This is a genomic window from Pseudooceanicola sp. LIPI14-2-Ac024 (assembly GCF_042188925.1).
In the GTDB taxonomy this organism is placed as follows: Bacteria; Pseudomonadota; Alphaproteobacteria; order Rhodobacterales; family Rhodobacteraceae; genus Pseudooceanicola.
In genome coordinates this window covers 262978-274639 of sequence record NZ_CP170102.1, presented here as the reverse complement: position 1 = coordinate 274639, position 11662 = coordinate 262978, and the positions used below count along the sequence as shown (strand labels likewise).

The following is an 11662-nucleotide window of genomic DNA, read 5'->3' as shown; positions in this document are numbered from 1 at the left end:
ACAACGCGCATGGGAACGGGACAGCTTACCATCGACCTCGACGCGCTGATCGCCAACTGGCAGGCGCTGAACGCTCTTTCGGCCGACCGGGTGGAATCCGCCGCGGTGGTCAAGGCCGACGGCTACGGCCTGGGCGCCGGACGGGTCGCCCGCGCGCTGGCCAAGGCCGGGGCGCGCCGCTTCTTCGTCGCCGCGGCCGAGGAAGGCGCCGCCGTCCGCGAGGCGCTCGGCCCCAATGTCGAGATCAACGTCTTCGGCGGGCACATGCGCGGCGACACCGACATGATCCACGATCTCGACCTCGTGCCGATGATCAACTCGCTCGACCAGATGCTCCGCCATGTCGAGGCGCTGCCGGGCCACCGCTTCGGCGTGCAGCTCGACAGCGGGATGAACCGCCTCGGGATGGAGCCCGCCGAATGGCAGGCCGTCCGTGCCATCGCCGAGGAGCAGAAGCTGACCCTCGTCATGTCGCACCTCGCCTGCGCGGACGAACCCGACCACCCGATGAACGAACAGCAGCTCGCCGCCTTCACCGCGATGACCGAGGGGCTGGACGTGCCGCGCTCGCTCTCGGCCACGGGCGGCATCCTGCTGGGGCCCAGGTACCATTTCGACCTGACCCGCCCGGGCGTCGGGCTCTACGGCGGCCGCCCCTTCGACGGCGCGCGGCCGGTGGCCCACCTCGACCTGCCGGTCATCCAGACGCGCGAGGTCCTGCCGGGCGAAACCGTCGGCTACGGCAACACCTGGACCGCCGAACAGCCGACCCGCATTGCCACCGTCTCGGCCGGCTACGCCGACGGTCTGCACCGGGCGATGGCGACGCTGACCTCGATGTACCACGGCGACACGCCCTGCCCGATCCGCGGCCGCATCTCGATGGACCTGATCACCGTCGATATCACCCACCTGCCCGAGGTGCCCGAGACTTCTGACGCTGCTCGGCCAGCAACAGGGCGTCGACACGCTGGCCGACAACGCCGGCACCATCGGATACGAGATCCTCACATCGCTCGGCCATCGCTACCGCCGACGCTACGCGGGCGGCTGAGCATGGGCGTGCTCACACGCGGTCTGGCCGGCATCGGCGCGCGGGTCCTGGGCCTGCTGGCGCTGATCGGGCGGATCACGCTCTTTTTCCTCGACACGATCAGCCACGTCTTCCGCCCGCCGTTCTACCCGCGCGAATTCGGCACGGCGCTGATGTCGATCGGCTGGGCCTCTCTGCCCGTCGTGGGCCTGACCGCCGTCTTCACCGGCGGCGCGTTGGCACTGCAGATCTATGCCGGCGGCGCGCGCTTCCAGGCCGAGGCGGTCGTGCCGCAGATCGTCGCCATCGGCATGGTGCGCGAACTGGGCCCGGTCCTCGTCGGGCTGATGATCGCGGCGCGCGTCACCTCGTCCATCGCGGCCGAGATCGCGACCATGAAGGTCACCGAACAGATCGACGCGCTGGTCACCCTCTCGACCCACCCGATGAAGTACCTCACCGTGCCGCGCGTGCTGGCCGCGCTGATCACCGTGCCGATCCTCGTCGGCGTCGGCGACGTCATCGGCATCTTCGGCGGCTACTGGGTGGCAACCGGGCAGTTGGGCTTCAACCCGGCGGCCTACCTCAAGAACACCATCGACTTTCTCGAACCGCTCGACGTGATCTCGTCCCTGGTCAAGGGCGCGGTTTTCGGCGTGATCGCGGCGCTGATGGGCTGCCACTTCGGCATGACCTCGGGCCGCGGCGCGCAGGGCGTGGGCGCGGCCACCAAGACCGCGGTCGAGGCGGCCGCGGTGCTGATCCTGGCCGCGAACTTCCTCCTCACGGGGGTCTTTTTCACGCTATGATCCGCTACATCGACGTCCACAAATCCTTCGGAACCAACCACGTGCTGCGCGGCATGACGCTCGACGTGCCCAAGGGCGAGAGCATGGTCATCATCGGCGGGTCGGGCACCGGCAAGTCGGTGGCGCTGAAATGCGTGCTGGGCCTGATCCAGCCCGACAGCGGCCGGATCGAGGTCGAGGGCGACGGCGCCCAGGACCGCGATGCCTTCCTCGCCCGCTTCGGGATGCTCTTCCAGGGCGGCGCGCTCTTCGACTCCCTGCCGGTCTGGCAGAACGTCGCCTTCCGCCTGCTGCGCGGCTCGCTCAAGCGGCCCAGGGCCGAGGCGCACGAGATCGCGATCGAAAAGCTGCGCCGGGTGGGCCTCAAGCCAGACGTCGCCGACCGCCTGCCGGCCGAGCTTTCGGGCGGCATGCAGAAGCGCGTGGGCCTCGCCCGCGCCATCGCCGCCGAGCCCGAGATCATCTTTTTCGACGAACCGACCACCGGGCTCGACCCGATCATGGCCGGCGTCATCAACGAGCTGATCCGCGAGATCGTGGTCGAGATGGGCGCCACCGCCGTCACCATCACCCACGACATGACCAGCGTGCGCGCCATCGCCGACCGCGTCGCGATGCTGCACGGGGGCAAGATCCGCTGGACCGGCCCTGTCGCGCAGATGGACGACAGCGGCGATCCCTACCTCGACCAGTTCATCCATGGCCGCGCCGAGGGCCCGATCGAGGCGGTGCGCTGACATGCGCTGGCTGATCGCCGGCAGCCTCGCGTTGCTGGTTCTCTACCCCGTCGCGTGGGTTGCACCGCTGCTCAGGGCCGGACTCCTGCCCATCTTCGGCATGGACAAAATATCCATCTGGTCCGGCATTGTATCTCTCTGGGAAACAGACATCTTCCTTGCGCTCGTGGTGGCGTTTTTCGCCCTGATTGCACCATATGCCAAAATTCTCGCCATGGCTGCAGTCCAGATCGGCCGCGCCGGGCCGCGCACGCTGCGGATCGCGGAATGGAGCGGAAGATTGGCAATGGCCGATATCTTCCTGATTTCGCTCTACATTGCCTTGTCCAAGGGGATCGGTGTCGGGCGGGTCGAAACCGCCTGGGGCCTCTACCTCTTCACTGCCTGCATCTTCAGCTCGCTCCTCCTGTCGTGGATGACCGAGCACCGGATTGCTGCAACTGCTCGCGCTAACTGACTGACCGCGCGGAACATTTCGAGTCAACCCGTGTTATACTGGCGGCAATTGTTTGCCGAATCGATTTCTCAATCGCCAGACCGGGGGGTCAGCGCCATGGCTTACAAGGCCCATAGTCATCCCAGCGGGATGCTCACGCTTCTCATCACGAATGTGTTGCAACCATTGTCGATGGCGCTGCTGCTGCTGATCGCCCTCGGGTTGTCCGCCGCGGTCGCCCTCGCGGCCTTCGGCGTCATCGCCTGGCCCGAGCTCGCGGTCTCGTGGAACGGCCAGCCGGTCGAGGATGCCGGCATGTGGGCGCTGATCGGCCTTGCCCTGCTGGCACTGGCGCTCTGCACCTACCTGCCCACCAACGGCCGGGTCATGGCGCTGGAACGCTCGCACCGCGACTTCCGCATCTCGATGCAGGACGTGGCCCATGCCTACTACACCGCCCACACCGCCGACCGCGAAGGTATGTTCCGCATGTCGCACGAGTTCGACGCGGTGCGCGAACGCATCGCCTTCCTGCGCGAACACCCCGACCTCGGCACGCTGGAACCCGAGATCCTCGAGGCCGCGGCCCAGATGAGCCAGATCAGCCACCAGCTGGCCGATACCTATTCCGAGGAAAAGGTGAACCGCGCCCGCACCTTCCTCACCCAGCGGCAGGAGGAACTGGCCGCCTTCAATGACCGGCTCGAAACCGCCAAGGCGCTGACCAACGACATGCGCCACTGGCTCGACGCCGTCGAACTCGAGGAAGCCGTCGCGCAGAGCCAGCTCGACCGCATCAAGGCCGAGCTCGACGACATCCTGCCCGAGCTGAACCTCGGCCTCGCGCTGCACAAGGACAAGGCGCGGCCCGACAACATCGTGGGCCTCGCCAAGCCCGCCGCCGAATAGGGCGATTGACCACCCGCCCGCGCCTTGGCAAGAAGCCTCATGGCGCGGGCAACCACCTCCTTCACATGCAACGAATGCGGCGCGGTCCACTCCAAGTGGTCCGGCCAGTGCGACGCCTGCGGCGCGTGGAACTCCATCGTCGAGGAGAAGCCGCTCTCGGCCGCCCCCGCCTCCAAGGGGGCGCTCGGCGCACAGCGCGGCCGGGCGATCACGCTCACCGACCTCTCGACCCGCGAAGCGCCGCTGCCCCGCACCCAGAGCGGGTTGGGTGAACTCGACCGCGTGCTCGGCGGCGGGCTGGTCCCCGCCTCGGCCATCCTCGTCGGCGGCGATCCGGGGATCGGGAAATCCACGCTGCTGCTGCAGGCGGCCGGGCATTTCGCGTCCCGCGGCCTCAAGACCTTCTACATCTCGGGCGAGGAAGCGGCGGCGCAGGTCCGCATGCGGGCCGAACGCCTCGGCCTCAGCCAGGCACCGGTGCAGCTGGCCTCGGAGACCGTGCTGCGCGACATCCTGACGACGCTCGACGCCGAACGCCCCGACCTCGTGATCGTCGACTCGATCCAGACCATGTGGTCCGACAGCGTCGACAGCGCGCCCGGCTCCGTCTCGCAGGTCCGCGCGGCGGCGCATGAGCTGACGGCCTTTGCCAAGCGGCGCGGCAGCGCGGTGATCCTCGTCGGCCACGTCACCAAGGAAGGCCAGATCGCAGGCCCCCGCGTGGTCGAGCACATGGTCGACACCGTGCTCTATTTCGAGGGCGAGCGCGGCCACCAGTTCCGCATCCTGCGCGCGGTCAAGAACCGCTTCGGCCCCGCGGACGAGATCGGCGTTTTCGAGATGACCGGCAGCGGCCTCAGCGAGGTCGCCAACCCCTCGGCCCTGTTCCTGTCCGACCGCGGCACGCCCGCCCCGGGCTCGGCCGTCTTTGCCGGCATCGAGGGCACGCGCCCCGTGCTGGTCGAATTCCAGGCCCTCGTCGCGCCCAGCCCGCATTCGCAGCCCAGGCGGTCGGTCGTGGGCTGGGACGGCGGCCGCCTGGCGATGATCCTCGCCGTGCTGGAATCCCGCTGCGGCATCCCCTTTGCCGGGCTCGACGTCTATCTCAACGTCGCCGGCGGCCTGAAAATCGGCGAACCGGCGGCCGATCTGGCTGTGGCCGCGGCGCTACTGTCGGCCAGAGAAGACACCGCCCTGCCCGCCGAGTGTGTCGTTTTTGGCGAGATTTCCCTGTCCGGCGCCCTGCGCCCGGTGACGCAAACGGAAAACAGGTTGAAAGAGGCCGCGAAACTTGGTTTCTCATCGGCCATCGCCCCGGCCGGAGGCAAGCCGGGCGGTGAAAGTGGGTTAAAGGTGACGCGCATGACGGATCTGACCACTTTCGTGGGCGAGATTTTCGGCGCGGGTTAACCGTGCTCCGCTAGGAACGGGAGCGACATGGAAGGCTTTACCATCATTGACGGCGTGGTGGCCGCAATCATCGTGCTGTCGGCCATTCTGGCCTATTCGCGCGGCTTCCTGCGCGAGGTGCTCGCCATCGCGGGCTGGGTCGTCGCGGCCATTGTCGCCTACATCTTCGCGCCCTCCGTCCAGCCGCTGGTCAAGGAGGTTCCCTTCCTCGGCGACTTCATCTCGGACAGCTGCGAACTGTCGATGATCACCGCCTTCGCGGCGGTCTTTGCCATCGCGCTGCTCATCGCCTCGCTCTTCACGCCGTTCTTCTCCTCGGCAGTGAACAAGTCGGTGCTGGGCGGGCTCGACCAGGCGCTCGGCTTCTTCTTCGGCGCGGCGCGCGGCGTGCTCCTCGTGGCGATCGCCTTCTTCGTCTACGACACCATGCTGACCTCGCAGGACATCCCGCTGGTCGATGACAGCCGCTCGGCCCAGGTCTTTGCCCAGGTCACCGGCAAGATCGACAGCGAGGATCCGGAACGCGCGCTTGGCTGGATCACCACCCAGTACGAGGGCCTCGTCGGCTCCTGCGAACAGCCGCAGTAATCCTCAGACCCCGACTTCGGCCAGGAATGCCTCGGCCGCGGTCATCACGTGATCCCAGGCCGCTTCCTGGGGCGGGATGATGTGGCAGGCGCTGTCGAGCGCGACGAACCGTGCGTCCCGCAGCCCCCGCGCCAGCGCCTGGCCCTGCGAGAACGGCTGCACCGCGTCACCCCGCGCATGGCTCACCAGCACCGGGCAGGCGACGCGCGGCAGGTCCCCGCTCGCGTCGATCTCGCCGATGGCCGTGCGCAGCCGGGCCGCCAGCTCGGGCGTGGCACTCTCGACCTGCATATGCACGAAGCTCGCGATCTGGTCCGGCGTGCCGGTCGGCAGGAAAAGCGACGAAAACGCCTGCATGAAGGCGCTGTCCTCGCGCCCCCAGCCGTTGCGGATCAGGTTCAGGAAGGTCTCGGTCATCGCCGTCCCCTCGCGCCGGTCGCGCACCTTGCTGCCCTCGACAAAGCCCGCGTGCAGGACCATCGCCGCGACGCGGTCGGGGTAGCGGGCGGCAAAGGCCACCGCGATCGGCACGCTCTGCGACACGGCGTAAAGCGCGAACCGCTCCAGCCCCGCCGCGTCCGCCACCGCCTTCAGGTCGGCGACGAAGGCGTCGATCGTCAAGGCGTCGCAATCGCGATCCGACAACCCGGTGCCGCGCGGATCGTAGCGATAGAGCGTGTGCCCCGTCCCGAAGCGTTCGATCAGCGGCCGCCAGACCGGGCTTTCCCAGTCGAGCTCGAGGTGCGACAGCCAGTGCCCGGCGCGCAGCAGCGGCGGTCCCTCTCCCGACTTGGCCCAGGCGATCCCGGTCCCGTCGGCCGAGGTCGTCATCCGGATCACCTGGTGCGGGATCGCCGTGCGGACGGGCGCGGCCGAGGCCCCGGCATCCGTCTCGACCGGCACCGCCATCTGCAGCCCGCGCCGCGTGACCGTCCGGATCACCGCCTGCCGCTGGCCGTCGTCGCCGACCGCCTGCCGCGCCGCGCTGATCCGGGCGCTGATCGTCGCCTCCGACACGATCCGTCCGTCCCAGACCCCTTCGACGATCTCGTCGCGGGTCACCAGACGTCCGCCGCTTTCAGCCAGAAGACGCAGCAGCGCAAAGACCTGCGGCTCCACGTGCACCTCGGCCCCGGCCACGCGCAGGGCGTGGCGGTCCGTGTCCAGCTGGCAATCCGCAAAACGATAGATCATCCGGGCAGTTAAGGACGCATCCCGCGTCGCCTCAAGACCTTCGGTCGTAAATCAGGAGAATCCCAAGGGCATCTCAGGACCGTCTTCAAGCGCGTCGGCCCAACGACCGGCATCCTGGCCGGGCAAGACAGGAGACACACCATGCAGCCCCATACCGACGACATCGTCCTGCGCGCCGACGGATCGATCGACACCGCGCACTACGCCGCCCGCGGCCGCCAGATGCGCGGCGCGCAGGCCCACCACCTGGCCCGGGGGCTTTTCCGCGCCCTTGGCGGCCTGATCAGCCTGCCGTTTCGGGCGGCAGGAAGCCTGACTTCACGTCAGGCGCGCGTTGCGAAGGGATAGCGCTACAACCTTCTGTGATCCTTTCGTGACATAACGGCCGGGAAGTCTTAACTAGGGCCCAAGCGCGATAGGATTCGGAGCCGCTCCCTTGTCCAGCCACCTGCCTGACAGCCCCGCCAAGGACCTTCCCCGCCACCCCTGGGACGACGACAAGCTGCACGAGGAATGCGGCGTCTTCGGTGCCATCGGGGTGACCGACGCGGCGAGCTTCGTCGCCCTCGGCCTGCACGCCCTGCAGCACCGCGGACAGGAGGCCGGCGGCATCGTCACGCACGACGCCGAGCACGGGTTCAACTCGGCCCGCCGGTTCGGCTACATCCGCGACAACTTCACCTCGCAGTCGGTGATGGACACGCTGCCCGGCCCGATTGGGATCGGCCATGTCCGCTATTCCACCGCCGGGTCGAAGGGCGCCACCCAGATCCGCGACGTGCAGCCCTTCTTCGGCGAATTTGCCATGGGCGGCGCGGCCATCGCGCACAACGGCAACATCACCAATGCCGACGCGCTCCGCCGCGAGCTGATCGAGCGCGGGTCGATCTTCCAGTCCTCGTCCGACAGCGAATGCATCGTGCACCTGATGGCGCGGTCCCTGCAGAAGGGCCTGCCGGAACGGATGGAGGATGCGCTCCGCCGGGTCGAGGGCGCGTTTTCCGTCGTCGCCATGACCGCCACGCAGTTGATCGGCGTGCGCGATCCGCTGGGCGTGCGCCCGCTGGTGCTGGGCAAGGTGGCCGACGGCCATGTCCTCAGCTCGGAAACCTGCGCGCTCGACATCATCGGCGCCCAGTTCGTGCGCGAGATCGAGCCGGGCGAGATGGTCGTCATCACCGAGAAGGGCATCGAGAGCCGCCGTCCCTTCCGCCCGCAGTCGCCGCGCTTCTGCATCTTCGAACACGTCTACTTCAGCCGCCCGGATTCGATCCTCGGCGGCCGCTCGGTCTACGAGACCCGCCGCCAGATCGGCGTCGAGCTGGCCAAGGAAGCCCCGGTCGAAGCCGATCTCGTCTGCCCGGTGCCCGACAGCGGCACGCCCGCGGCGATCGGCTTTTCCCAGCAGTCGGGCATCCCCTATGCCATGGGGATCATCCGCAACCAGTACATGGGCCGGACCTTCATCGAACCGACCGAGCAGATCCGGAACATGGGTGTCCGCCTCAAGCTCAACGTCAACCGCGCCCTGATCCAGGGCAAGCGGGTGATCCTGGTCGACAACTCGGTGGTGCGCGGCACCACCTCGCGCAAGATCAAGGAAATGATCCTCGACGCCGGCGCGGCCGAGGTGCATTTCCGCATCGCTTCCCCGCCGACCGCCTGGCCCTGCTTCTACGGCGTCGACACCCCGCAGCGCGAAAAGCTGCTGGCGGCGACGATGTCCGAGGACGAGATGCGCGATCACCTCGCCGTCGATAGCCTCAAGTTCATCTCGCTGGACGGCCTCTACCGCGCCGTTGGCGAGGCGAAGGGCCGCGACAACAAGTGCCCGCAGTACTGCGACGCCTGCTTCTCGGGTGAATACCCGGTCGAACCCGCCGACATGATCGAGAAGGGGTTCGAGCTGAAGGCGGCAGAGTGACCGCGCCCGCGGACCACGACGCCTACCTCGCGCCCCTGCCCGCCGACCGGGCCGCCCGGCTGGCGGCCCTGCGCGCCCGCATCAACGCCCGCCTCCCCGACGCGGTCGAGGTCATCTCGTACGCCATGCCCGGCTTCCGGATGCCCAACGGCAAGGTCATCCTCGGCTACGCGGCGTGGAAGGCACATTACGCGCTCTACCCGCATTCCGGCACCGCCCTCTCTGCCGTGGGCCCCGCGCCCGAGGGTCTCACCATCGACCGCGGCACCCTGCGCGCGCCGTGGGACCGGGACATTCCCGACGCCGTCCTCGACGCCGTGATCGCTGCCCGCCGGGCCGAGATCGGGGCCTGACCCGGCTTTCCCCGGCGGCACCCCGCCGATGCCGCAGCGTCACCCGGCGCCCCTCCTTTCACCAAGGTTAAAGCCCGCATATCTCTCCCGCGCCGCCGTCCGCATCCGCGTCGACCCGGCCCACATTTCACCGGTAGAGACATGCCCAAGACCTCGCTCCGGCCGCAGCTGCGGCCCGCACAACTCGATACTTCCCTGCGCCCCGACCCCGCCAGCGGCACCGCCGGCGCCCACGCCACCCTGCCCGCCCAGTTCGACCCGACCGCCCCACTTCTGCTGGGCACCTTCGGGGCCGACGACCGCCGCGGGGCGGTGCTGCGGCTGCCGAACGGGCTGATCGAACGGGTCGCCGTCGGCGACAGGCTGGCCGGCGACAGGGTGTTGGCCGTGGCCGAGGACCACGTCATCGTCGCCCGCAAGGGCGCGACCCGCCGCTTCGGCTTCCCGACCGCTTGACTGTCGCCGCGATTGCCCGCAAACCGCGCCGCATGACCGATCAGATCGCCCTTGTCACCGGCGCCTCGCGGGGCCTCGGTGCCGCCCTCGCCCTCGCGCTCGCGCCCGAGTATCACGTCGTCGCCGTCGCCCGCACCGTGGGCGGGCTCGAAGAGCTCGACGACCGCATCAAGGCCAGGGGCGGCAGTGCCACCCTCGCGCCGATGGACGTCACCAAGCGCGATGCCATGGCCCAGCTCTGCCGGTCGATCCACGACCGCTGGGGCAAGCTGGCCCTTTGGGCGCACACCGCCGTCCATGCCCCGCCGCTCAGCCCCGCCGACCACGTCGACGCCAAGGACTGGGACAAGACGCTGGCCACCAACGTGACCGCGACGGGCATCCTGATCCCCTACGTCTCGCCGCTGCTGACCGCCACGTCGGATGTCCTCTTCTTCGACGACCCGGCGGCGGACCGGAAATTCCACGGTGCCTACGGCGCGTCGAAGCGCGCGCAGATCACCCTCGCCCGGGCCTGGGCGCAGGAAGCGACGGCCGCCGCGCCGAACATCCACATCCTGACGCCGAACCCGATGCCGACCGCGCTGCGCGCCCGCTTCCATCCCGGCGAGGACCGCGAGAAGCTCAGCCATCCCGATACCGAGGCCGCACGCCTGCTGGCCGCGATCCGCGGCTGATCGCCCCGTGGGGCGGGGTGTCACCCCGCCTCGCGCCCCATCGCGCAAGCCACCGTCCGCCGGTGCGCCAGCAGCGACCCGAAGCCCGACACCGCGATCAGGACCAGCCCGGCCAGCGCGTAGGCGTCCGGCCAGTCACCGAACACCAGGACCCCGACAACCGTGGCCGACAGCAGCTGGCTGTAGACCAGCGGCGCGATCAGGCTGGCCTCGGCGCGCTTGTTCGCCAGCACCAGCAGGTAGTTCCCAAGCGCCGATCCGAAGGCGCTGAGCAGCACGAGGCCGGCCAAGGGCAGCGTCGGCGCAGGCCACGTGACCCCCAGCCCCAGCGGCGTCAGGATCACCGTCCCGATCAGCAGCTGCGAGATCAGCAGGAACCGCGGGCGGTAGGCCCCCGCCACGGCGCGGGTGGTGGCCAGGAAGGCGCCGTAGAACGTCCCCGCCGCCAGCGCAAAGCCCATGCCCGGCGTCATGCCGAAGCCCGGCTTGACGACCAGCATCACCCCCGCGAACCCGAGGGCGAGCAACAGGCTCCGCCCGCGCGAGGGCGTTTCACCGAGAAACAGGATCGCCAGCACGTAGGACACCACCGGCCCGACGAAGAAGGCGCCGAAGACATTCGCGATCGGCTCGGTCCGCAGCGCCGTGAGGATGCTGAGGATCCCGCCCGCGATCAGGCCGCCGCGCAGCAGCACCCGCCAGTCGCGGAAATTCGGCAGCTCGGCCCGCGACAGGCCGCTGAACGGCAGAAGCACCAGCGCCGCCAGCCCGAAGCGCGTCCAGGCCACCAGCACCGGATCGATCCCCTGCCCGGTCAGCAGCTTGCCCGCCGTGTCGCCCAGCACCACGCAGGACACCGCCGCAAAGACCAGGGCCGCAAGCTGGGCAAGGTTGGGATGCGAAGGGGCCATGGGAACCGCCGGGTCAAGGGAACGTGCCCCGAGCGCCTAGCAGATCGGCCGGCCCGCCGACACCTCGAAAGCGCGGCGGGCCCCACGGTGCGGGGGGCCGAAACGCCGTCCCTGCCCCGGAAATCCGCAGCACCGAGTCCCCTCGTCACAGGCACGAAAACCCCGCCGCCATCCGCTTGCCCCGCTGCCCCCTCTCGCCTATGCAGACCTTGGGCAGAAGGGGCA

At 69.1% G+C, this 11662-nt stretch carries 13 protein-coding genes and 1 pseudogene; 12 read left to right on the top strand and 2 right to left on the bottom strand.

Translation table 11 applies throughout. The annotated features are described in order from the left end of the window. Window positions 1-9: 9 nt before the first annotated feature. The 7 genes and pseudogenes from alr to ACE2AC_RS01285 all read left to right on the top strand — a co-directional run bounded on the left by alr (window position 10) and on the right by ACE2AC_RS01285 (window position 5922). Window positions 10-1054, top strand: a pseudogene (alr, locus tag ACE2AC_RS01315) (alanine racemase). Window positions 1055-1056: 2 nt separating this feature from the next. Beyond that, entirely contained in the window at window positions 1057-1842 is a 786-nt protein-coding gene (locus tag ACE2AC_RS01310; RefSeq protein WP_375690337.1) for an MlaE family ABC transporter permease, read from the top strand. Next, entirely contained in the window at window positions 1839-2579 is a 741-nt protein-coding gene (locus tag ACE2AC_RS01305; protein ID WP_375690336.1) for an ABC transporter ATP-binding protein, read from the top strand. Before ACE2AC_RS01310 ends, ACE2AC_RS01305 begins: the two co-directional genes overlap by 4 nt. A gap of 1 nt (window position 2580) precedes the next feature. Beyond that, entirely contained in the window at window positions 2581-3036 is a 456-nt protein-coding gene (locus ACE2AC_RS01300; protein WP_375690335.1) for a paraquat-inducible protein A, read from the top strand. 129 nt (window positions 3037-3165) lie between these two features. Next, window positions 3166-3924: a DNA repair protein gene (locus ACE2AC_RS01295; RefSeq protein WP_375690334.1), complete on the top strand. Its 759-nt coding sequence runs from the start codon at window positions 3166-3168 to the stop codon at window positions 3922-3924. A 39-nt stretch (window positions 3925-3963) separates the two neighbouring features. Continuing rightward, complete coding sequence (radA, locus tag ACE2AC_RS01290) at window positions 3964-5334, top strand: DNA repair protein RadA (RefSeq protein ID WP_375690333.1); 1371 nt, start codon at window positions 3964-3966, stop codon at window positions 5332-5334. A 27-nt stretch (window positions 5335-5361) separates the two neighbouring features. Further along, on the top strand, window positions 5362-5922 hold the full coding sequence (locus ACE2AC_RS01285) for a CvpA family protein (protein WP_375690332.1): 561 nt from the start codon (window positions 5362-5364) through the stop codon (window positions 5920-5922). Window positions 5923-5925: 3 nt separating this feature from the next. On the opposite strand, the gene ACE2AC_RS01280 is transcribed toward ACE2AC_RS01285, so the two are convergent. Further along, a complete protein-coding gene (locus ACE2AC_RS01280) occupies window positions 5926-7116 on the bottom strand; it encodes an alpha/beta fold hydrolase (protein ID WP_375690331.1) in 1191 nt (396 codons plus the stop codon). Window positions 7117-7257: 141 nt separating this feature from the next. Between ACE2AC_RS01280 and ACE2AC_RS01275 the strand changes: the two genes are divergently transcribed. From ACE2AC_RS01275 to ACE2AC_RS01255, 5 genes are all read left to right on the top strand, one after another. After that, window positions 7258-7464 carry a hypothetical protein gene (locus ACE2AC_RS01275; protein WP_375690330.1) on the top strand — a complete coding sequence of 69 codons (207 nt, stop codon included), beginning with the start codon at window positions 7258-7260 and terminating at the stop codon, window positions 7462-7464. A gap of 88 nt (window positions 7465-7552) precedes the next feature. Continuing rightward, window positions 7553-9040, top strand: coding sequence for an amidophosphoribosyltransferase (purF, locus tag ACE2AC_RS01270; protein ID WP_375690329.1), 1488 nt, complete (start codon window positions 7553-7555; stop codon window positions 9038-9040). Next, window positions 9037-9393, top strand: coding sequence for an iron chaperone (locus tag ACE2AC_RS01265; RefSeq protein ID WP_375690328.1), 357 nt, complete (start codon window positions 9037-9039; stop codon window positions 9391-9393). Before purF ends, ACE2AC_RS01265 begins: the two co-directional genes overlap by 4 nt. Before the next feature lie 141 nt (window positions 9394-9534). Continuing rightward, entirely contained in the window at window positions 9535-9849 is a 315-nt protein-coding gene (locus ACE2AC_RS01260) for a hypothetical protein (protein ID WP_375690327.1), read from the top strand. A gap of 32 nt (window positions 9850-9881) precedes the next feature. Further along, window positions 9882-10526 (top strand): SDR family NAD(P)-dependent oxidoreductase, encoded by a 645-nt coding sequence (locus ACE2AC_RS01255; protein WP_375690326.1) that lies wholly within the window; start codon window positions 9882-9884, stop codon window positions 10524-10526. A 20-nt stretch (window positions 10527-10546) separates the two neighbouring features. Here the strand turns inward: ACE2AC_RS01255 and ACE2AC_RS01250 are convergent, their stop codons facing one another. Continuing rightward, window positions 10547-11437 (bottom strand): DMT family transporter, encoded by an 891-nt coding sequence (locus ACE2AC_RS01250; protein WP_375690325.1) that lies wholly within the window; start codon window positions 11435-11437, stop codon window positions 10547-10549. Between the last annotated feature and the right edge of the window lie 225 nt (window positions 11438-11662).